Annotated in this window: 21 protein-coding genes; 13 read left to right on the forward strand and 8 right to left on the reverse strand. The window is 65.1% G+C overall.

The window, feature by feature from the left end:
* Positions 1-46: 46 nt before the first annotated feature.
* The 10 genes from ACFOW6_RS13040 (at position 47) to ACFOW6_RS13085 (ending at position 11,130) form a co-directional block, all read left to right on the forward strand.
* A complete protein-coding gene (locus ACFOW6_RS13040; protein ID WP_382422821.1) occupies positions 47-1,111 on the forward strand; it encodes an ABC transporter substrate-binding protein in 1,065 nt (354 codons plus the stop codon).
* Positions 1,108-1,788, forward strand: coding sequence for a GNAT family N-acetyltransferase (locus ACFOW6_RS13045; protein WP_382422823.1), 681 nt, complete (start codon positions 1,108-1,110; stop codon positions 1,786-1,788). The genes ACFOW6_RS13040 and ACFOW6_RS13045 overlap by 4 nt, the downstream gene beginning before the upstream one ends.
* Complete coding sequence (locus ACFOW6_RS13050) at positions 1,788-2,954, forward strand: alanine racemase (RefSeq protein WP_382423008.1); 1,167 nt, start codon at positions 1,788-1,790, stop codon at positions 2,952-2,954. The genes ACFOW6_RS13045 and ACFOW6_RS13050 overlap by 1 nt, the downstream gene beginning before the upstream one ends.
* Complete coding sequence (locus ACFOW6_RS13055; RefSeq protein WP_382422824.1) at positions 2,939-3,349, forward strand: ATP-binding protein; 411 nt, start codon at positions 2,939-2,941, stop codon at positions 3,347-3,349. Before ACFOW6_RS13050 ends, ACFOW6_RS13055 begins: the two co-directional genes overlap by 16 nt.
* Before the next feature lie 14 nt (positions 3,350-3,363).
* Positions 3,364-3,696 (forward strand): STAS domain-containing protein, encoded by a 333-nt coding sequence (locus tag ACFOW6_RS13060; protein ID WP_382422825.1) that lies wholly within the window; start codon positions 3,364-3,366, stop codon positions 3,694-3,696.
* A gap of 24 nt (positions 3,697-3,720) precedes the next feature.
* Positions 3,721-5,526: a uracil-xanthine permease family protein gene (locus ACFOW6_RS13065; RefSeq protein ID WP_382422826.1), complete on the forward strand. Its 1,806-nt coding sequence runs from the start codon at positions 3,721-3,723 to the stop codon at positions 5,524-5,526.
* 63 nt (positions 5,527-5,589) lie between these two features.
* Positions 5,590-7,362, forward strand: a complete 1,773-nt coding sequence (locus ACFOW6_RS13070) for a uracil-xanthine permease family protein (RefSeq protein WP_382423009.1) — start codon at positions 5,590-5,592, stop codon at positions 7,360-7,362.
* Positions 7,363-7,446: 84 nt separating this feature from the next.
* Positions 7,447-8,205 (forward strand): hypothetical protein, encoded by a 759-nt coding sequence (locus ACFOW6_RS13075; protein ID WP_382422827.1) that lies wholly within the window; start codon positions 7,447-7,449, stop codon positions 8,203-8,205.
* A complete protein-coding gene (locus tag ACFOW6_RS13080; protein ID WP_382422828.1) occupies positions 8,195-9,049 on the forward strand; it encodes a hypothetical protein in 855 nt (284 codons plus the stop codon). Before ACFOW6_RS13075 ends, ACFOW6_RS13080 begins: the two co-directional genes overlap by 11 nt.
* On the forward strand, positions 9,049-11,130 hold the full coding sequence (locus tag ACFOW6_RS13085; RefSeq protein WP_382422829.1) for a PP2C family protein-serine/threonine phosphatase: 2,082 nt from the start codon (positions 9,049-9,051) through the stop codon (positions 11,128-11,130). Before ACFOW6_RS13080 ends, ACFOW6_RS13085 begins: the two co-directional genes overlap by 1 nt.
* Before the next feature lie 9 nt (positions 11,131-11,139).
* Here ACFOW6_RS13085 and ACFOW6_RS13090 read toward each other — a convergent pair whose 3' ends face one another.
* Positions 11,140-11,637, reverse strand: coding sequence for a GNAT family N-acetyltransferase (locus ACFOW6_RS13090; RefSeq protein WP_382422830.1), 498 nt, complete (start codon positions 11,635-11,637; stop codon positions 11,140-11,142).
* 137 nt (positions 11,638-11,774) lie between these two features.
* Positions 11,775-12,704: a LysR substrate-binding domain-containing protein gene (locus tag ACFOW6_RS13095; protein ID WP_382422831.1), complete on the reverse strand. Its 930-nt coding sequence runs from the start codon at positions 12,702-12,704 to the stop codon at positions 11,775-11,777.
* A gap of 134 nt (positions 12,705-12,838) precedes the next feature.
* Here ACFOW6_RS13095 and ACFOW6_RS13100 point away from each other — a divergent pair, with 134 nt between their 5' ends.
* Both ACFOW6_RS13100 and ACFOW6_RS13105 read left to right on the forward strand, forming a co-directional pair.
* A complete protein-coding gene (locus ACFOW6_RS13100) occupies positions 12,839-13,123 on the forward strand; it encodes a DUF4242 domain-containing protein (RefSeq protein WP_382422832.1) in 285 nt (94 codons plus the stop codon).
* 241 nt (positions 13,124-13,364) lie between these two features.
* The gene (locus ACFOW6_RS13105; RefSeq protein WP_382422833.1) at positions 13,365-14,426 is read left to right on the forward strand and encodes a class I SAM-dependent methyltransferase; all 1,062 of its coding nucleotides are present in this window, start codon (positions 13,365-13,367) and stop codon (positions 14,424-14,426) included.
* 161 nt (positions 14,427-14,587) lie between these two features.
* On the opposite strand, the gene ACFOW6_RS13110 is transcribed toward ACFOW6_RS13105, so the two are convergent.
* A complete protein-coding gene (locus tag ACFOW6_RS13110) occupies positions 14,588-15,526 on the reverse strand; it encodes a DMT family transporter (RefSeq protein ID WP_382422834.1) in 939 nt (312 codons plus the stop codon).
* A gap of 167 nt (positions 15,527-15,693) precedes the next feature.
* On the opposite strand from ACFOW6_RS13110, the gene ACFOW6_RS13115 reads away from it, so the two are divergent.
* Positions 15,694-16,725, forward strand: a complete 1,032-nt coding sequence (locus tag ACFOW6_RS13115; RefSeq protein WP_382422835.1) for a serine hydrolase domain-containing protein — start codon at positions 15,694-15,696, stop codon at positions 16,723-16,725.
* Between the two features lie 8 nt (positions 16,726-16,733).
* Here the strand turns inward: ACFOW6_RS13115 and ACFOW6_RS13120 are convergent, their stop codons facing one another.
* The 5 genes from ACFOW6_RS13120 to ACFOW6_RS13140 form a co-directional block, all read right to left on the reverse strand.
* A complete protein-coding gene (locus ACFOW6_RS13120; protein WP_382422836.1) occupies positions 16,734-17,150 on the reverse strand; it encodes an aconitase X swivel domain-containing protein in 417 nt (138 codons plus the stop codon).
* Positions 17,151-17,153: 3 nt separating this feature from the next.
* On the reverse strand, positions 17,154-18,413 hold the full coding sequence (locus tag ACFOW6_RS13125; protein WP_382422837.1) for an aconitase X: 1,260 nt from the start codon (positions 18,411-18,413) through the stop codon (positions 17,154-17,156).
* A gap of 12 nt (positions 18,414-18,425) precedes the next feature.
* A complete protein-coding gene (locus ACFOW6_RS13130; RefSeq protein ID WP_382422838.1) occupies positions 18,426-19,769 on the reverse strand; it encodes a TldD/PmbA family protein in 1,344 nt (447 codons plus the stop codon).
* Positions 19,770-19,869: 100 nt separating this feature from the next.
* Entirely contained in the window at positions 19,870-21,168 is a 1,299-nt protein-coding gene (locus ACFOW6_RS13135) for a TRAP transporter large permease (protein WP_382422839.1), read from the reverse strand.
* A gap of 15 nt (positions 21,169-21,183) precedes the next feature.
* On the reverse strand, positions 21,184-21,762 hold the full coding sequence (locus tag ACFOW6_RS13140) for a TRAP transporter small permease (RefSeq protein ID WP_382422840.1): 579 nt from the start codon (positions 21,760-21,762) through the stop codon (positions 21,184-21,186).
* Between the last annotated feature and the right edge of the window lie 37 nt (positions 21,763-21,799).

Raw genomic sequence — 21,799 nt, forward strand, 5'->3', positions numbered from 1 at the left:
GCTTGCGATATCGGGACAGGACGCCGCGTCATCCAGGGAGAACCGCATGACTCGAGATGCGCATACGGGCCGGACTGACGTTCAGCTACGGGCCGGCTTCAGTCGGCGCCGGCTACTGGCCCTGGCGGGCGCCGGCGCTTGCAGCGCTCTGGTCGCGGGGTCGGGCCGGCCGCGCGCGCAATCCCAGGAGAGGCCGCACATCTACATGGTGACCTATCGCGGGGAGACCGAAGTAGAGCGCGGCTTCTTCGACTACCTGCAGGCTCAGGGCTTCGAGGCCGACTTCACCCGGCGCGATATCGATCGCGACAACAGCCGCCTGCCGGAGCTGGTGGAGGAAATCCAGGAGGTGCAGCCGGATCTGGTCTACACCTGGGGGACGACAGTGACGCTCGGCATCGCGGGGCGCTATGAGGATGATGCGCCGGAGGATCATATCCGCGACATTCCCGTGGTCTTCGCCCTGGTTTCGGCGCCGGTGCAGTCCGGCATCATCCCCGAGCGCGCGAAGCCGGGTCGCAACGTTACCGGTGCGATCCATGTGGTGCCGCCGGAAACCCAGTTGCGCGCCATGCAGGCCTATCGCGATTTCGATCGGCTGGGCGTGCTCTACAATCGCAACGAGGACAACTCGGTGGTGATCGTCGAGGACCTGGAGGAACTGGCCGACGAGATGGGGTTCACGCTGCTGGCCCAACCGTTTGCCGAGGATGACCAGGGACGCCCCACGGCCGAGGGCGTCGAGGACCTGGTTGTCGGCCTGAAGGAGCAGGGGGCGGACTGGCTCTATTATCTGCCCGACACCTTTCTCGGCACGATCTACGATCGGGTGTCGCCGGCGGCCCTGGATGCCGGGTTGCCGACCTTCGGGGCGGCGGAGCTGGCGGTGCGCGAGGGCGGCGCCCTGGTGGGCCTGGTCAGCCGCTATTATTCCGTGGGCCAGCTGGCGGCGTCCAAAGTCATCGGCGTTCTGCGCGACGGCGAGACGCCGGCCGAGATCCCCGCGGAAACGCTCAGCCGCTTCTCGCTGATCATCAACATGGAGGTGGCCAAGGAGCTGGAGCTCTATCCGCCGCTGGCCATGCTGAACTACGCCGAGGTCCTGACATGAGCCCGGCGGCGCGCGCCCTGCAGGAGGAGGGACTGACCACGCGCAGGCTGGAGCCGGCGGATGTCGGCCAGGTGCTCGATCTCCATCGCCGCGCTCTGCAGCATATGGCCGATCCCCAGTGGGTGCGCCCGGAAGCGCCCGAGTTCTTCGACGAGGTCCTGGGTCCGGGCGGCAGCGGAATTGGCGCCTTCGATGCGGAGGGCGAGCTGGTAGCCTATGCCTTGCTGCAGACCCGCCTCGAGGAGGATGACCTGGCTCATCTCTTCTGGAGCGACGGGGGAACGGACATGGTGGCCAAGTTCTGCGGTTCCGCCGTGGCCCCTGAATGGCGTGGGCGCAGGCTGCAGCAGACGCTCAGTCTCGAACGTCTGGAGATGGCAGACTCACTGGGAATGCAGCGACTGTTCGCCACGGCGGCTCCGGGCAACGCGGCCAGTTGGGTCAGCCTGCTGAATGCCGGCATGCAGATTGGCGCACTGGGGCTCCGCTACGGAGGACGTCTGCGTTACACGCTGGTGCGCGACGAGCAGCTGCCGGACGAGGAGGCAGAACCGGCCCTGCGGGACCTGCAGGACCTGGAAGGCCAGAAGGAGTTGCTGGAACAAGGCTGGCGCGGTGTGACGCTCGCCACTCTGCCGGACGGCGGACGCCGGCTGGAGCTGCGGCCGTGTCGCTGATGGAGAACAGGCAGGAGAGCATGCGCACCGAGGCGGAGCAGGGCACTGCCCGTGCGGTCCTGCACATCGACCTGGATGCCCTTGCCCGGAACTACCGCCGCCTCTCGAATCTTGCTCGGTGCGAGGTCTCGGCGGTCGTCAAGCGGGATGCCTACGGCCTCGGCCTGGAGGCGGTGAGCACGACGCTCGCCGCTGCGGGGTGCCGGGCCTTCTGGGTGGCCGGGGTCGAGGAGGGGGAACGGCTGCGCGCCTGTCTGCCGTCGGACAGCCGGATCTTCGTCATGGACGGCCTGTTCGGGCATGCGCCCGAGCGATTCGCGCAGGCCGGACTGGTTCCCGTCATCGACCAGCCGGAGGAACTGGAACTCTGCGCCGGCGCGGCGCGGGGAAACGCAGCGCCCTTTCCTTTGGCGCTCAACCTCGATACCGGTCTGTCGCGGGCGGGAATGGACGAGGCGGCGTTCCGGCAGTTGGCGCAGAACAGCGCCTTCCTGGAAAACGTCTCCCTGGAATTGGTCATGACCATGCTCAGCGATTTCGAGCAGCCGGCCAATCCCGTCAACGCCCGGCAGCTCGCCCGCCTGAAGGCGCTGGCCGACCTGTTGCCCGTCGTGCCGTTGAGCGTCGCGACCTCGTCGTTCCTCTATCATGATGCCGGCTGGCACCTGGACCTGGCGCGAGTCGGCAGCGCCCTCTACGGCGTGCGCAGCGCCGCCTTGCCGGACTATAACTGCGAGCCGGTCATCTCGGTGGAGGCCCCTGTTCTCGCAGTGCGCGAGCTTGAGGCCGGCAGTGCCATTGGCTACGGTGGGCGCCGACTGGAGCGGGCGAAGCGTGCGGCGACGCTGGGCCTGGGCTACGCCGATGGCTTGCCCGAGCGCTTCACGCAGACCTGTCAGGCCTATGTCGCGGACAGGGCCCTGGATTTTCTGGGAAGCGACTCGATGACGCTCAGCACGCTGGATATTTCCACTCTTCCGCCGGGTAGGCTCCGGCGCGGGCAGGCGGTCGAGATTGTCGGGCCATATCAGGACGTGAACGCCGTCGGTCATGCGCTGGGCATCAATCCGAACCGTGTACTGAGCAGCTTCGGCGCGCGAGCGGCGCGGCGCTATCATCCGGCAGCGCCGCAAGGTGACGGAGGGGCGGAGTGGATATCAGGCTGACCAACGATCTGTCCGATCTCGACAGGCTGGCGGAGGAGGTGGGGGCTTTCTGCGCGACCGAGGGCATAGAGCAATCCGAAGCCCTGCAACTGAACCTCGTCCTGGAGGAGATTTTCACCAATATCGTCTCCTACGGCTATGAGGATGCGCGCGCGCACGAGATCGTGGTCACGCTGGAGTCCACGGACGGCGGGATTCGGGCCCAGGTGATCGATGACGCAAAGGCCTTCAATCCCCTGGAGGTCGACGCGGCAGATACCAGCAGTTCCGTGGAGGACCGCCAGATCGGCGGCCTGGGTCTCCATTTCCTGCGCAAAATGACCCGGGACCAGAGCTATTGGCGCAAGGGTGGCCGCAATCACCTGACGTTCGTAAAACCGGTCGAGACAGGCTGAAAGAGGAGGAATTCGTGGATATCAACGAGTACAGCAACAAGAACGTGCATGTCATGGCGGTCAGCGGACGGCTGGACAGCAATACCTCGAAGCAGTTCGAAGACGCGATCAGTGAACGCATGAAGGAACAGGCCGCCCTGGTGGTGGATCTGGAGCATGTGGACTATGTCAGCTCCGCCGGGCTCCGGGTCCTGCTGAAGGCGGCCAAGATCGCCAAGTCGAATGGTCACAACCTAGCCCTGGCGGGTTTGAAGCCTCAGGTCCAGGAGGTTTTCGACATCAGCGGATTCACCTCCATCTTCAACATCCACTCAAGCAGCAAGGCAGCCTGTGACGCCCTTCAGTAGGAGTCGTGATCCGCAAACGGGGGATTGGCGGTTCGTGATCGGGGGGGTGAACGGGTGCTCTACAATGCATTGAGGTGGCTGATCACGCGGCCCCAGGGGCAACCGCGTGAAAAGCCCGAGGAACTTCTCTACGGTTTCGAGGAGCGGCCGCCCCTCAATATCCTGCTGGTGATCGGTTTCCAACACACCCTCCTGGTCATGATGCTGCTGATCTATGCCGTCGTGGCCGCGCGCTCCACCGGCATGGATGCAGCGGGAACGATGGCGTTTGCCACCAGCACCCTGTTCGTGCTGGGGATCAGTGCAATCCTGATGGGGCTGCGCACGCGGCTGACCCCAGGTGTGCCGCTGATCAACATACCCAGTCCGGTCCAGCTGGCCACATACATCGCGACCGTCTCACTGTACGGTCTTGGCGCAGCAATGGGGGCGATCATTGTATCGAACCTCCTGCTGATCTTCCTGGTTCCCTACCTGCCGCGTCTGCGTGCCTATTTTCCACCCGAGGTCATTGGCGTGATTGTCCTTATGCTCGGGGTCGAGCTGATCTCCGCAGGGGTATCGCGCAGTGTGGGCCTGAGCAGCGGTACGGAGGTTTCCCTGGATGCCGTTCTGGTCGCGCTTGGCACACTGGCAGGCATCATTGTGGCCTCGGTCTGGGGATCCACGCGGTTGCGCATCATGGCGGTCCTGCTGGGTGCCGTGATCGGCGTAGGGCTGTCCGGGGTCCTGGGCTTTCTCGATTCCGACAGCCTGGCCAGAATTTCCGGGCAGTCCTTCTTTGCCGTTCCGTTGGTCGGCCTGGACCTGCCGATGCCGGAATTCGTGCCCATGGCCATCCTGCCTTATCTGCTTGTCGAGCTCATGGGGGCCATGGAGCAGATGGCAAGCAGCCTGACCATCGACAAGATCAGCAACAGGAAATGGCGCCGCGCGGACATGTTCCTGGTCTCGCGCTCGGCCCTGACCATCTTTGTCAGCAATATCCTGCACGGGGTCGCAGGCCTGACGTCCTGCTGTTCCTCCTCGGCCAACATAGGTCTGGCGCATGCCAGCGGCGTCATGTCACGTCACGTTGCCTTCGTTGCCGGGATCATGATGATGCTCATTGCCTTCCTGCCGGTGATTGCCGGCCTGGTGGTGCTGACGCCGGAGCCGGTCGTTGGCGGCATCCTGGTCTATACGGCGGCCTTCATGATCGTGGCCGGCATGGAGCTGATTCTCTCGCGCATGCTGGACATGAAGCGCAGTTTCACCGTGGGCCTGTCCATCGTCATCGGGTCATCCCTGCTGATCCTGCCGCATCTGGCGGACGAAGCGCCGGAATGGAGCCGAACGATCCTGGAGTCCGGCCTGATTGTGGGCTCGCTCTGTGCGGTCGGCCTGAATATCCTGTTCCGGATTGGCATCAAGAAGACGGCACGCATGGAGCTGAAAAGCGATCATCCCGGTGCGGAAATCACGGACTTCCTGGAGCATCACGGCAAGATCTGGGGCGCGCGAGAGGAAGTCATCCGACGGGCCGGCCTGGCCGTCGGGGAAGTCATCGAGATCCTGCAGGATGCCCAAGCCGTGAAGGGCCCGGTTACGCTGACCGTTCGTTTCGATGAAGTCGATGTCGTTTGTTCCCTGTCCTACCAGGGACAGGCGCTCACCCTGAGCCAGGGGGGGCAGGTAGACCTGGAAGCGCTCCTGGAGGATGAGGACGATTCGGCCCTGGAGGCCAGCATGATGCAGGTGTCCTCGACGATGATCACCCGACTGGCGGATCGGGTGCGGGCCTTTGAACGAAGGGGGACAGCAGGGGTTGTTCTGCACTTCGAACACTGAGGCCTGTCTGTACGTGCCGCTGTCCGGGCCGGTGAAGCGACCCTGCGACGGGAAGGGGTCGTGATGACAGCGATCCTGAAATGGGTGCTGACGCCGCCGCCGGAACCCGAGCGCGTCCAGCCGGAGGAAGTCATCTATCGCCTGAAGGACCGGCCGCCGGTGAAGGTCCTGCTCGCCGTTGCCGGCCAGCACAGTCTTCTGGTGTTGATGCTGATGGTCTATGCCCTGTTGGCCGCCGCGGCCCTGGGTCTGGGGTATGCTGAGACCATTTCCTACGTCAGCAGCAGCCTGTTGATCCTGGGGATCGGCACAGTGTTGCAGGGACTGCGCAGCCGCTTTACGCCCGGCGTGCCCCTGGTCAGCATTCTCAGTCCTGTGCCGCTTGCGACCTACGTCACGATTGTCAGTCTCCACGGCCTGGGGGCCGCGATGGGGGCGGTCATTGCCGCCAATCTGATCCTGATGCTCCTGGTTCCCTATCTGCCGCGCCTGCGTGCCTATTTTCCGCCCGAAGTCATCGGTGTCGTCATCCTGCTGCTGGGAATGGAACTGGTGTCCAGCGGCGTATCGCGCAGCGTCGGCCTGAATGAGGGGACCGGCGTCTCCGGCGCCCAGGCCCTTGTGGCAATCGGGACCCTGGTCGGCATTATCGCGGCCTCGGTCTGGGGGTCCATGCGCTTCCGCATCATGGCGGTGCTGATCGGGACCGTGATCGGCAGCCTGCTCAGCCTGTGGCTGGGCCTGTTCGACTTCCAGGCCCTGGAGCGACTGGAGGGCCAGCCTCTCCTGGCCCTGCCCTGGCAGAACATCAGTCTGCCGATGCCCGAATTCGTGCCCATGGCCATTCTGCCCTACCTGATCGTCGAGCTGTTCGGGGCCATGGACCAGGTGGCGGTCAGTCTGACCATCGACAAGCTGAACCACAAGAAATGGCGCCGCGCGGACATGAATCTGGTCTCGCGTTCGGTGATGACCAACTGTTTCCAGAACATGCTGTTGGGTGCCGCGGGCCTGATTTCGGGCGGTGCTTCCAGCGCACATGTCGGCCTGGCGCACGCCAGCGGGGTCATGTCGCGCTACGTGTCCCTCATGACGGGCGCCATCATGATGCTGCTGGCCTTCATTCCAGCGATTGCCACACTGGTTGTGCTGACACCCGAACCCGTGGTGGGCGGTATCCTGGTCTATACGGCCGCTTTCCTGATCGTGTCCGGGATGCAGCTGATCTTTTCACGCATGCTGGACATGAAGCGCAGCTTCACCGTCGGCCTGTCGATCGTGGTCGGCCTGTCGCTGTTGATCCTGCCACGTATTACCGAGCAGGCACCGGAGTGGAGCGAGACAATCGTGGGCTCTGCCTTGATGGTAGGGTCGCTTTGCGCGATCGGATTGAACCTGCTGTTCCGCATCGGAATCAAGAAGACGGCGAGCAGGGAACTGGAAAACGATCATCCCGGAGCGGAAATTGCGGAGTTCCTGGAGCATCACGGCAAGATCTGGGGCGCGCGGGAAGAGGTCATCCGGCGTGCCGGCCTGGCAATCGGTGAAGCCATGGAGACACTGCAGGGCGCAGAGCTTATCGAAGGGCCCGTGACTTTGACGGTTCGCTTCGATGAGGTCGACGTGGTCTGCGCCCTGTCCTATGAAGGCAGAAAGCTCGACCTGGGTCAGGGAGGGCAGGTGGATCTGGACGCGTTGCTGGAGGATGAGGACGATTCGGCCCTGGACGCCGGCATGATGCAGGTCTCCTCGATGATGATCACACGCCTAGCCGATCGCGTACGTGCGTTCGAGCGGAAGGGCCGCGCCAATCTGGTGCTGCAGTTCGAGCATTGAAGGACAAGATGGGGAACAGGGCAGGCATGATTCGATCCGGCCGGCACAGACGGACAAACGTCCCAAGGGGACCCGAGGAGCAGCATGCGACTTGAACTGCGCCAGGGACTTGTCCTCGTTCTGTCGGTGTTGCTGGGCTTGGCTGCAGTCTTCGCGGTAACCCAGACCCTGCTGTCCCGGGAAGCCCGCAGCCAGCAGGAAGCCCGGCTGGAGTTCCAGCTGGACAATCTGCGCGCCGACATCGAAGCCAACCTGCAGCTGGGCTTTCCCATCGACGAGATCACGCCGGCCCAGGACCTGATCGAGGAGGCCAAGCGCAACGACTCGACCCTGCTGGCCCTCGACATCTTCACGCCGGAGGGCACCTCGCTCTACAGCACGGATCGCGGCGTGATCGGCGAGCCGGTGCCGGAGGCCTGGCTGGCGGCCGCGGAGGGGGCCGGAGCGGAAGAACGCTGGACCTACAGCAGCCGCGGGGAAACCCTGCTGGGCCTGCCGATCCGCAACGACCTGGGGGAGACCGTGGCGCAGATCGTCAGCGTGACCTCGTCCCAGGAACTCGAAGCACGGGAATCCGGTCTGAAACAGGCGCTGATCCTGCACGGGCTCTGGATCGTGCCGCTGGCGCTGCTGCTGGCGGCAGCGCTTGCCGTGGTGCTGGCGCGCCGGGAGGGCGGCCGGTTCCACAGGGCGGCCGCCTGCCTGCGCGGCGAGAACAGCGGCGGGGACACTGCCACGCAACTGGAAGCGGGTGCGGTCGCTGCGCATCGGAATGGCACGCGGGTCGTGGAGCGCCTGGACGACGCCGGTCGGCGCCTGGAGGAGGTCGAGAATGGCCTTTGACAATCGGCTTCGCGACCATCTCTCCGGGCGCCTGGGGCGGCGACTCGTGGCGCCCCTGCTGGTCTTCCTGCTGGTGTTGCTGGCCAGTCTTCCGGTCGTCTGGCTGGGCCTGCAGCACATGGAACGGGAACTCGCCAGCGAACGCGAGGCGGCCCAGCGCGCCATGGGCGATGTCATGACGCGAGAGATCGGACGCGCCCTTTCCTATGGCGTGCCGCTGGAGGAAATTCCCGATCTCGAGAGTTATCTGGATGAAACCCGTGCGCGCCTGCCTGTGGTGGTGGCCGCCGAGGTCGCAAGCGACGGCGAGGTGCTGGCCCGCGCCGGCGATGCGCAGGCCCTGGAGAACGGCCGGGTAATGACCCTGACCCTGCAAGCCGAGAACGGTCGTGTAGCGGGGAGCCTGCGCCTGGCGCGCCAGCCGGGACAACTGGCCCAGGTTGTCGGGCCGCTCGGCCTGACGGCAGGGTTGGCCGCTGCGCTGGCCTCTCTGCTGGCGGCCCTGGGGTGCTGGCTGTTCGCCTGGCGCCCCTTGAGGGTTGCGGAAGCGGATCTGATTGCGGATATGGAACGCATTTCCTCTGGGGACTTCGCTCAGGACAGCCCCGCCCCCTCGGGCCTGCCGAGCGATCTGACGCTGGCGGCTCTGCAGGAGCTGAAGACCCATGTGAACACCCGCTGCTTCCTGGTGCGCCAGCAGGCGGCCGGCCTGCGCGCCATCGATTTCGATGAAAGCCTTTCGGCCCCGGTTTCGGCGATCATGACGCCGGTGGAAGAAGGCTGCCGCTTCCGTTCCGACTCGGTTTCGATGGGCGGCCTTTCCGCCGCAGGAGGCGGGTTCTGATGCTGTTGCGTACACGGATCTCGCTGATCTTCCTGCTCGGGCTGGTGATCCTGGCGCTGGGCCTGCTCCTGGCCTCCGATCTGCGGGAACGGGAGACGGAAGAGCGCTTCACCGAGGTGGCCGTAACGGGCCAGAAGGCCCTGTGGCAGCAGCTGGTAACCGGCGAAAGCACCGCTCTGGCCACCCTGGAGACGCCGATCCGGTCCGATCGGGGTCTGGCGCGAGCGGTTGAGGAAAGGGCGCGGGCCGCCATCGGCAGTGCCATGCGCCGGCTTGTTTCGGACAGCGAGCTTGCCCCGGACGTTCTGGAGATCACGAACGCCGATGGCGAGCTGGTCTATTCGAGCAGGACCGGGATCGACACGGCCCGGACCCTGGACCTGACGAGTCTGGCCGAAGTGGCTGACGGCACCTCGCTGAGTGGCCTCTGGCAGGATCGGGGAGACCGCTTCCTCGTGGTGCATGCCTTCCCGTTGCGCGCGCCGGCAGGCGGGGCGTCAGGGGATTCCCTGGTGGTCACGCTGGGCAGCGATGCCGGCTCCCTGCTCGAGTCCTTCTCCGAGGCCATGGAAGCGCCGGCCTACCTGGTGAACCCGCGCGGCCGCATGGTGGTGGGCAGCGCCCCTGAACTCTGGGAGCGGCTCGAGCCGAAACCGGCCCTGCGCAGCACCAGCATGGAAACGATGGAGGACGACGAGCGCCTCTATTCCGTGAGCGGAGTGCCGGTGCAGGACCTGAGCGAGGGCACGGCCGGGCTGTTGGTGACGATCCGCGACGCGACGGGTCCGCTGTCCCGGCTGCAGACGATCGACCGCGTCACCCTGGCGGCTGGCCTGGGCTTCCTGCTGCTGACGGCGCTGGGGCTGCATCTCTACCTGCGCAGCTCGTTCCGGCCGTTGGAACGGGCGATCGACACCCTCAATGCGCTGGGGCGTCAGGAGCAGCAATCCGGGGAGTCCGCGCCCCGCGGCGACGAGATCGATCGCATCGGCCTGGCCATCCGGCAGCTGCGGAGCAGTCTGCAGAGCCTGAGCGACCTGCGCCTGCAGCGCGAACGGCAGCGACGCCGGCAGGAGCGCCTGATCCGCACGCGCCTGCAGGACCTGGCCGGTGCACTGGACTCCGATGCGCGCGACGAGATCATGGGCCTTCTCGAGAGCGCGCAGCAGGCCGAGGGGGCCGAAGGGCTGGCCGACAGCGCCGCCAAGGATCATGACCTGGTCTTCCTGGCCAATGTCCTGCAGCTGCTCTCGCGGCGTGTGACGGAGCAGCACCAGCGCCTGAACGACCTGATCGCCGAACTGCGCGATGCACTGATCACCAAGACCAAGCTGGCCGGGATCCAGCAGGAACTGGATATCGCGCGGCAGGTGCAGCTGGCTCTGGTGCCCACGGATTTTCCCGTGCTCGCGGGGGCCGAGGTGCAGGGCGGCATGACACCGGCGAAGGAAGTGGGTGGCGACTTCTTCGATTTCTTCCAGCTGTCCGAGGACACCTATGCCCTGATGGTGGGGGACGTCTCCGGCAAGGGCGTGCCCGCCGCGCTGTTCATGGCGATCTCGCGCACCCTGCTGCGGGCCACCGCGCGCTACGAGCGCGACCCGGCCCGCTGCGTGAAGAGCGTCAACGACCTGCTGGCCAGCGAGAACGAGCAGATGCTCTTCGTGACCCTGTTCTACGGCATCTTCAACACGCGCACGGGTCGGCTCGACTACGTGAACGCGGGCCACAACCCGCCCCTGCTGGTGGGCAAGGAGGGTGCGGGACGCTACCTGCCCACGACCGGCGACATGGCCCTGGCGGTGATGGACGATGTGAGCTTCACGCACGAGTCCATCGAGGTCGGGCCGGGGGAGACGCTCTTCGTGTTCACGGACGGCATCACCGAGGCCTTCAACACGGACGAGGAGGCCTATGGCGAATCCCGGCTGCAGGCGGTGGCGGAACGTTTGCAATGTGAGAGCGGCGTCATCGAGTGGGTCGGTGGCGTGATGGAGGACCTTGAGAGCTTCGTCGGCGAGGCCGAGCAGTCCGACGACATCACCTACCTGGCGGTGCGCCGGCGGACGGAGGACTCCTGACGCGTCGTCTCAGCCGGGAAAGAATGCCGGGTGATAGCTGGCCGTTCCTCTGGGCACGGGACCGGCAAGCGGCAGCACAAGAAAGAAGTCGGGGGGAACCCCCTCCATCACGAGCTCCGGGTCGGACCGGAAGCCGAAACGGGCGTAGTAGCCGGGATCCCCCAACAGGACGCATCCGGCCCCGCCGTTTGCCTCGAGCCGTGCCAGGCCCGCGCGAACGAGCGCGGCACCAATGCCCTGTTCCTGACGGTCCGGCCGGACTGAGATTGGCCCCAGACCGAACCAACCCGTATCGGACGGCCCGATACGCACCGGCGAGAAGGCGATGTGTCCCACGAGATCATCGGCCTCTTCAGCAACGAGGGAGACGGCAAGGGCTCCCGCGCGGCGGAGTCCGGCAACGATGTCCGCCTCGTTCCCATCGGAATGCGCGGCGCCTTGGAACGCCTCCGTCACGAGCCGCGATATGGTCTCGACGTCATCGCGTCGCTCGTTCCGGATAATCATAGCTTCCTCTCTCGCCGTGCCCCTTATACGAGGCGCCCCCCCCCGGCGTCTGTTCCTGAGCTTCTTCCTTCGTGCCTTGCCCGCAGAAGGCGGGATTGGCATCTCTCGGTAAATCCCGGTTCAAGCATCTTGCACGATCAGTGTGTCATGTCAGCTATCCGGGCCGAGGTTTCTTGTGCCTGATGGCGAAGCCATTCGCAGAAATGGCGGATCTGAGGCCGGCGCAAAGCTTCCGGGCGAATATGCATGCGATAGGGCTCCGGGGCGGATAGGCTTTCCTTTACAGGAAATGGCAATTGGATCTTGTCCTCGGCGAGGTCGTGGAGCACAAATGACAGGTTGCAGATCAGCAGCCCGGCATTTGACCGGACCCCATTCAAGGCGTGGCGCATGTGCCAGTAACGCATGCCCCTGTTCGGGTCAGTGCTGCGATGGCCAAAAGTTGCGATCCATTCCGCCCAACCGGGACGGAATGAATGCCCTTCCCGCGAATGCAGATGCAACAAGGGGAAGCCGTCCAGCCGGGTCTCCGAGGGCGAATCCGCAATCCTGGCCGTGTTCTCTCGCGAGCCGACTGGCAACAGGCGGTCCGTGTAGAGAACCTCGTCAGTGTCGCTTTGCGTGTTTGCTTCGTTGGTATCAACGTGGATGTCCGCGGCCCCAAGCCGCAGAGGTACGTCGCCCTCCCCGTTGATACAGAACGAGATGTTGGGATTTCTTTCCCGGTACGCCGAAAGACGGGGCAACAGCCACAACTCGGCCCAGTCCGGATCCGCAACCATGTGGATTTCGGCAGAGCGCTGAAAATCGAGCGTCTCGCTTACACGTTCCATCGCCGCAAAGGCGGTCTGGAGATCGGGAAGCGCATGGTTCAGTTCTGCCGTCGGCGCAATCCGCGCTCGTCCGCGCAACAGCAGTTCTGTATCTAGATAGTCTTCAAGCGCACGGATACGCTGCCCCACCGCCGCTGGCGTGATGCCGAGCTCGTCACCCGCAGCCTTCAGCGACCCGGTGCGGATCGCCATCTCAACTGCCTGGAGAGCCTTGAGATGAGTGACACCGGACATGACGAAAGCGTACCTTTATCAGGAAAGGTAGTTAGCAAGTGTACAAAAGCCTTCCTTTCTTCGGCAAAAGAAAACTTGCGTCGCGCAGGCCGCATCAGGTTGGCACGATGCGGATTTAGCGAAGGGAAACTCCGATGAAGTATCTCAGACGCTATCTTGTCGAACGCGATATACCGGGAATCGGTGACATGTCGTTGACGGAACTTTGTGGCGCAGCACGCGCGGCGAACCAGGCGCTGGAATCGCTTGATGAAGCCATACAATGGCAACACAGCTACATCGCCGGCGATAAGGCGTTCTGTATCTATCTGGCGGAGAACGAAGACATAATCATACGCCATTCCGAGATAAGCGGCATTCCGCTATCTCGAATAGTCGAAATTCCCCAGATCATTGATCCGCTCACAGCGAACAATTGATACGGAAGACGCCTTGTGAGGGCGTCATGAATGCGACGGCAACCCGATACCACCACAGACCCTCCGGTCCGGAATTCCCGGTCGACTCTAGGGATCCCTGATCCCGGGCACGCGTTCCTGGCGACGGCAGGGCTTGGATGACCCAAGCCGCCTGCCGGATCAACTGGGGGTGAGCGCGCCGCGGTGTTATGGACCTGTGAAGGACCTCTCCCCCTCGAAGCCGAGTGAAAGGAGGTTGGACATGACAGCGATCAACGAAGATAAGCTCAATGAACTTGTCGGCCAGATGCTGACTGATCTTGGTGGGGCCTTCACAGTGCCCTTGGTGCGTATCGGCGACGAGCTTGGTCTCTACAAGGTATTGCATGAAGAAGGGGCGATGAATTCCCAAGAGCTTGCCGCGGCCACAGGCTGTTCCGAACGCTATTTGCGTGAATGGCTTTGTGGCCAGGCGGCGGCCAATTACCTGACCTATGACAGAGAGAGCGACAGGTTCTCGCTTTCACCTGAGCAGGCCATGATTTTCGCCGTGAAGGACAGTCCCGTCTATCTGATTGGGGCGTTCGACACGATGGCGGCAATGCTCGACAACCAACAGAAGGTGCAATCCGCATTTCGCAGTGGCGCAGGAGTTGGCTGGAGCGATCAGGCCAGCTGCCTTTTCTGCGCCGTGGCTCGCTTCTTCCGTCCGGGATATGTGAACAGTCTTGTCAATGACTGGCTGCCGTCACTGGATGGGGTTGTCGAAAAGCTGGAGCGTGGAGCCAGGGTTGCGGATGTGGGTTGCGGTCATGGGATCTCGACAATACTGATGGCCGAGGCTTTCCCGAATTCGACATTCGTGGGCTATGATTTCCATGAGAGTTCGATCGAAGCGGCTTCAGCTCATGCCCGGGAGCATGGCGTCACGGACAATACGCGCTTCGAAGTGGGACTGGCCAAGGATTTCTCTGAGTCGGATCTCGATCTCGTGACGTGTTTTGATTGCCTGCATGACATGGGGGATCCCCGGGGTGCGGCCGAGCACATCAAGAAGAGGCTGAAGCCCGACGGGACCTGGATGATTGTGGAGCCCTTGTCCGGCAACACTGTCGAGGAGAATCTGAATCCGGTCGGACGATTGTTCTACGCGGCTTCGACGATGATCTGCGTGCCGACATCTCTCGACCAGGAAGTTGGCGCCGCGCTTGGTGCCCAAGCCGGGGAGAAGCGATTGAGCGACGTGATAAAGGCTGGCGGGTTCGGCCAGGTGCGACGGGCCACTGAAGGCCCGTTCAACATGATCCTGGAGGCTACGCCATAAGCCGGCATGAGCCGGACAACAATGGCGGGATCACAGGCCAGAATGTTCCTTCGGAGTATTGTTCTCTGGCCTCCTCTTGTCCTCCACGTCCCACTTAACGGACGATAAGGAGAGAACCATGGTTCACCCGTTTGGAACATCCCGGGTGACCATGCCGTGGCTCAGCCTTTCTCGGGCGGGGTCGGCCAGAAGCTGCGCTGATGCAAGGCATGCAAGAGCCTGCGGGGGAGCCGCCCGTCGATGATAACTAGGCCCAGTGCGATCAATCCCATGCCCGCGAAATGCTGGGGCGCCAGGCGCTCGCTCAGGATGACGGCCCCCAGCAGGATCGCCGAGACCGGAATCAGGAAGGTGACCAGGGCCAGGTTTGTCGCGCCGGCCAGGGAGAGAATCCGGAAGTATAGGATGTAGGCGAGCGCCGTGGAGAGCAGCGCCAGCCTGAGGATCGAAAGCCAGACCTCCGGCGGTGGCATCGGCAGGGTGAAGGGCCGCTCGAGCACCAGCGCTAGAGGCACCAGCATCAGCGAGGAGAGAGTGACCTGGCCGGTTGCCGTCATGACGGGGTGAACGCCCAGGGTCTTGAAACGCCGTCCGAACACCGTGGCGAAGGCATAGGAGAGCGCCGCCGCAAGGACGGCCGCCTGGGCCAGTGCGGTGGCTTCGCGTCCCGTGAGAAGGGCGGGCCCGATCATCACGACGGTGCCGGTGAAGCCGACCACGACGCCGGCGAACTTTCGCAGGCTCATCCGTTCGTCCGCAAGGAAGAGGCCGGCCAGCACCACGGTGAACAGCGGTGTCGTGGCATTGAGGATGGAGGCCAGGCCCGAGGCGATCTGCACCTGTCCCCAGACGATCAGCGAGAAGGGAATGGCGTTGTTGATGAGCCCCATGACCAGGAAGGCGCGCCAGATTGCCGGGCTCCGGGGCACGCCGATGCCGCGCAGGAGGCAGAATCCCCACAGGGCCGTTGCGGCGAGACCGACGCGCAGGGCGACGATCGTCAGCGGCGGCAGGACTTTCACCGCCACGCCCACGAAGAAGAAAGAGCCGCCCCACAGCAGGGACAGGGCCAGCAGCAGGCCCCAGGCCTTCGGTGTCATCGGGTGATGTGTCATCCTGGCGTTCCGCTGTGCTGTGTTGCATGGTCGAAGGCAGGATAGCCCTTTGTGGCCTGCCCGCCTTCCCGTTCCTTGCGGCGGCGTCATTTCAATCGTTGCGCACTTTCCGTGCGCGGCTGCTTGATTGTCCTGCACGGCGCGCCAAATCCATGCGGATGGATGCAAGCAGACGACACCTCCTGAAGCTGGGCCTGGCGGCCGGGGCCCTATCGATACTGCCTGCCGGGCCTCGGCAGCATGTCCGTGCCCAGTCGACGGGCCTGGGGTCGGCCATCCAGGCGGCACGTGACTTCGAACGGCTGCACGGCCTGATCGTGGCGCAGGAGGGCCGGCCGCTGGTCGAGCAGGCCTTCCGCGGGCCGGCGCTGGAGCGGACGGTCAACGTCAAGTCGGTGGCCAAGACGGTGATCGCGGCGCTGGTAGGCGCGGCGATCCAGCGCGGTGTGCTGGCGGGACCGGAGCAGTCCATCGTGCCGCTGCTGGGCGAACTGGTGCCCGACGAGGCGGATCCGCGCCTGGAGCAGGTGACCATCGGCCACCTGCTGTCCATGCGCGCTGGACTGCAGCGCACCTCGGGGCAGCACTACGGACGCTGGGTGACCAGCCCGAACTGGGTGCGCCATGCGCTCACCCGGCCCTTCGAGGGCGAGCCGGGCGGCGAGATGCGCTATTCCACCGGCAACTCGCACCTGCTCTCCGCCATCCTGACGCGCGCCAGCGGGCGCAGCACGCTGGAGCTGGCCCGCTCCTGGCTGGGCCAGCCGCTCGACATCGCCATTCCCGCCTGGCAGCAGGATCCCCAAGGGATCTATTTCGGCGGCAACAACATGGCGCTGTCGCCGCGGGCGATGCTGCAGCTCGGCGAACTCTACCGCTTGGGCGGGCGCCTCGACGGCGAACGGGTCTTTGCGGAGTCCTGGGTCGAGACCTCCTGGCAGCGCCGGGGCCGTTCGCGCTGGACAGGGGATCGCTACGGCTACGGATGGTTCATTCGCCCCATGCAGGGACGCGAGGTCTATTACGCCTGGGGCTATGGCGGGCAGATGATCTATGTCTGTCCCGAGCTGGCCCTGACCGTGGTGATCACCTCGGACGTCACGCGCGTTTCGGGCGCCAGCGGTTATGTCCGGCAGCTGCACGGCCTTGTGGAGCGCGAGTTCCTGCCCGCCCTGACCAGCTGACGCGACTTTCAGAACGCTGAGATATACAGTCTGCCGTCCGTGGCAATCCGGGCCGACCCCTCGGCCGGAAGCATGGCGAGAGTGCTTTCCTCCAGCAGCAGTGCCGGGACCGGGCGATGGCCGAGCTCCCGGCCGACGATGCTGCCGAGCAGGAGGATGGCGTCCTTCTGCCCGAGAACGAGGCCGGCGGGAGCCTTTCCGCCGGCGATCAGTTCCAGCAGCACCGAGGAGGATGAGGACGAGCCGATGGGCCGCGGCAGGACTAGCAGCCGGCCGGCGATCTGCGCACCGCACTGGGGATGGCGCGCCGCGATGATCTCGCCGCTGGCCGGATCGACGCCGCCCCAGAAGCTGAGCGGTTCGGAGAGGATCAGGAGCGGTCCCTCGGCCTCGCCGGCAATGAGCACCTCGCCCGACACGTCCATGGCTCACGCGCTCCAGAGGGATTCGTCGCGCCGGACGCGGCCGCTCACAGCGCTTTCCACGCAGTCGGAGAGGCTGCCGTAGATCACGCCATAGCCGGTGTTGCCGGGCGCATAGTGCGCGAACTTGCCGGAGTTGGTCATCAGGACGCCGTCGAAGCCCTCCAGGATGGGCGTGACCACCACACAGGTGTCCGCCACGATGCGGATTCCCGCCGTCTCGAGGGACTGCAGAAGGCCCTCGGCCTGCAGCTGCTCGATCACGTGCCGACCCGTGCAGGCATAGAAGGGAACGCGGCTTTCCCGGCCGTCCAGAAGGTGCAGGAGCTGTTTGAATTCGGAATTCGAAAAATGCGGACTGCCCACGGCGATGGCATCCAGCTGCTGCGAGTCCACGGTCGAGAGGCTGTCCCGGGCGGCAAGCAGGTCCTCGGGCGTCGGGCGCAGGATGGCCTGCGGCGGCGCGCCGCCGAGTGCCATCTCGGCATCCGGCGCCTCGGGGGTCAGGCCGGCGGCATGGAACAGCGCCACCGAGCCGCTGGAGGCGGCCGCGGCGGCAAAGGCCTTCAGGCTGTCCTCGGACAGATCCGGCGGCAGGCCGTCGATGACGCCGATGGCCTCGCCCACCGCCCGGCCGTACCAGGCCCCGAGCACGGGATAGAAGACATCCAGGGCCTTCAGCGGGTCGGGTATGGCCGAGGTGTCGACCAGCAGCGTGGCCTTGCGGTTCTCGGCCAGGTGCAGGCCGGTGGCCGGCGCCCGACCGGTGATGGCGCAGCAGAGGTCGAGGAAATCGCCGTAACGGTTGCTGCGGGCACCGAGCACCGAGTTCACGAAGGCCACGGCATTGCTCTCGCCCCAGGCCACGTCTATGCCCGGGGCCGGGCGGTGGCCGGCCTGGTACGGGGCGCAGGTCCAGGTGGGCCGACAGCCCAGGGCCTCGTGGGCGCGCATGAGGCGCAGGGCCATGTCGCGTTCATGGGCATCGAGGCGGATCTGTTCGGGACGCATCAGGTCCAGGGCGCCGACGTTGAGGGTCGTCGGGACCGCGACCCGTGCGCCGCCCTCCACCAGCCTCTCGGCAAAGGCGACGCCGCTGTCGCCATGATAGAGGCAGCCGTCGATGTGGCTGGAGGCGATGGGAATGAGACGTTCGGCCCCCAGCAAACGGGCGCTTTCTGCCAGGATGCGCAGGGCCATGGCCGCCCCGGGCCCGTCACGACCGTCGGCGACGGCCTGTTCCTCGGCGCTCAGGGCGAGGGCCATGGCGCATACTCCTCAGGAGCCGGCCACTGTCATGCCGTCGACGCGCAGCGTGGGGGCGTCGATGCCATAGATCATCTTCAGATCGCTGGCCGGGGTCATGTTGGCGAACATGGTCTTCAGGTTGCCGGCGATGGTGGCCTCGCTGACCGGGTGGGTCAGCTTGCCGTCCTTGATCCAATAGCCGGAGGCACCGCGGCTGTAGTCGCCGGTGACGCCGTTGACGCCCATGCCGATCATCTCGGTGACGTAGAAGCCCTCCTCGATGTCGGCGATCATCTCTTCCGGAGACTGCCGGCCGGGTTCCAGGTAGACATTGCTGGGCGAGGGGCCCGGCGGCCCGGAGACGCCGCGACTGGCGTGGCCGGTCGGCTCCAGGTCCAGCTGGCGGGCCGAGGCCAGGTCCAGCAGCCAGGTGGTCAGGCGCCCGTCCTCGATCAGGTTCCGGGTCTTCGTCGGCAGGCCCTCACTGTCGAAGGGGCGCGAGCGCAGGCCGCGCTTGCGATGCGGATCGTCGATGACGCGAAGGCCCTCGGCGAACACCGGTTCGCCCATGCGGTCCTTCAGGAAGGAGGTGCCGCGGGCAATGGACGGCCCCGAGATGGCACCCAGGAAGTGGCGCAGCAGGCTGTTGGCGACGCGCGACTCGTAGACAATGGGCACCCGCCCGGTCTTCGGCTTGACCGGGTTCAGGCGGTTGACCGCGCGCTCTCCGGCGCGGCGTCCAACCACGGCGGGGTCCTCCAGGTCGCCGGCGAAGACCTTGCTGGAGAAGTCGTAGTCGCGCTGCATGTCCAGGCCCTCGCCGGCCAGGACGGATACGCCCACGGAATGGCTGGAGACGCGGTAGCTGCCGGTGAAGCCGTTGCTGGCGGCCAGCGACACGCGGGTCATGCCCCAGCCGGCCTCGGCGCCTTCGGAATTGGTGACCCCCTCGACGGAACGCGCCGCTTCCTCGCACAGACGGGCGCGCTCGATCAGGTCCTCGGGGCTGGGTTCCACGGGGTCGCAGGACTCCACGTCGGGAATCTCGCGGGTCAGCTGCTCCGGCTCGGCCAGGCCGCAGTAGGGATCCTCCGGAACCGCCCGGGCCATGGCCACGGCCCGCTCGACCAGCTCGTCCAGGGCCTTGGCGCCCAGATCGGTGGAGGAAACGATGGCCTGGCGCTTGCCGATGAAGACACGCAGGCCGACATCCTGGCTTTCCTCGCGCTCCAGCTGCTCTAGCTCGCCCATGCGCTGGGCATGGCTGAGGGCGGTGGACCGGGCGACCAGTGCATCGGCACTGTCGGCACCGGCGGTGCGGGCCTTGCGGATCAGGTCTTCGAGCAGTTCGGGATCTTGGGTTTCCGGGGTCATGTCCAGCCGTCGTTTGTGAAGAGTCAGGGCGAGCTGCCTATCACATGGGCGCGGCCACGCCAATGTGCCAGCCCTCACCCGGCCTGCCGGTCGAGTCCGTTCAGTTCATCTGCTGGGGCAGCCAAGTGGCGATTTCCGGGAAGACGACCACCAGCACCACCGAGAGCATCAGGATCAGGAAGAACGGCAAGGCGGCCAGCGCCACCTTGAAGATGTTACGGCCCGTCAGCCCCTGGAGGACGAAGAGGTTGAAGCCCACCGGCGGGGTGATCTGGCTCATCTCCACCACCAGCACCACGTAGATGCCGAACCAGATGCGGTCCAGACCCGCCGCGTCGATCATCGGCAGGATGACCGCGGTGGTCAGTACGACGATGGAAATGCCGTCCAGGAAACAGCCCAGCACCACGAAGAAGACCGTGAGCGCCGCGATCAGCGCGTAGGGCGAGAGATTCAGCGAGGCGATCCAGCTGGCCAGTTCGCGGGGAATGCCGGTGAAGCCCATGGCCACCGAGAGGAAGGCCGCCCCGGCCAGGATGAAGGCGATCATGCAGGAGGTGCGGGTCGCGCCCAGCAGACCGTCCAGGAAGGTCTTCCAGGTCAGGCTGCCGGAGAACCACGAGAGCAGCAGCGAGAAGAGCACGCCGAGCGAGGCCGCGTCCGTCGGGCTGGCCACCCCGAAGTAGATCGAGGCGATCACGCCGACAATGATCATCAGGACGGGGATCAGGCGGCGCGAGGCCTTCAGGCGCTCCCTGAGCGGGATGCGCGGTTCCGCAGGCGGTGTGCGGGACGGGTTGAGCGCCGACCACAGCATCACGTAGCCCATGAAGAGGCTGACCAGCATGATGCCGGGCAGGATGCCGGCAATGAACAGGCGCGAGATGGATTCCTCGATGGCCACGCCATAGACGATCAGGATGATCGAGGGCGGAATCAGCAGGCCCAGCGTGCCGGACCCGGCCAGGGTCCCGATCATCATCTGCTCGTCGTAGCCGCGCTTCTTCAATTCCGGCAGGGACATCTTGCCGATGGTGGCCGCCGTGGCGGCGGAGGAGCCGGAAACGGCGGCGAAGATGCTGCAGCCCAGGATGTTCACATGCATGAGCCGGCCCGGCAGGCGCGCCATCCAGGGGGATAGGCCGCCGAAAAGGTCCTCGGACAGGCGCGAGCGAAAGAGGATCTCGCCCATCCAGATGAACATGGGCAGGGCCGCCAGCGACCACTTCGTCGACGCGCTCCAGGCATTGGTGGCAAGCGCCTGTCCAACCGGCACCGAGGTGAAGAGCTCGATGGCGAGATAGCCGACCGCCAGCAGGGAGAAGGCAACCCAGACACCGCTGGCCAGCAGGCTCAGAAGGGCGATGACCAGAACGCCGGAGAGTATCAGCTGATCCATGGGGCCTGTCCTGAGCTAGCGATGCGTGAGGTCGGATGTCTCGTCCGACGTCTGGTCCAGCAGTCCCTCGGCATCGGCATAGCTGGGCCGCTGACCAAGGAGAACGCGCAGCGTTTCGTCAACGAGGGCCAGGGTCAGGATCACCAGACCGATCACCATCGATGTTTGGGGAATCCATAGCGGGACAGCGATCAAGCCGCTTGAGACATCGTTGAAGCGGTAGGAATCATGAACCAGGGAGGCCATCTGCAGCGTGAAGTAGCCAGACAGAACGGCGGCAACGGCGCAGCACCAGACCTCGACCCAGCGCCGCAGGCCTTCGGGCAGGTGCTGGACCACGAGGCTGACGCGAATGTGGCTGCCTTCCTTGAAGGTGTGGGCGAGCGCAAAGAAGGTGGCAGCCGCCAGGAAATAGCCGGAAAAGCGCGCATAGCCGGAAATCTGCAGGCCAAAGGCCTTGCCGATCAGCACCAGCAGGATCTCGTCGATCAGGCCGAGGGCGACCTGGATTATGACTACGGAGAAAATCGCGAACAGGAAGAAAGCCGCGATATAACCACTGATACGGTAGAGGTGGTCAAGATAAGAGCGCATCGCCTGCGTTTCCTACGGGAGGCGTGGGATGCCAGAG

It is taken from the genome of Fodinicurvata halophila (assembly GCF_042651425.1).
In the GTDB taxonomy this organism is placed as follows: domain Bacteria; phylum Pseudomonadota; class Alphaproteobacteria; order Kiloniellales; family DSM-21159; genus Fodinicurvata; species Fodinicurvata halophila.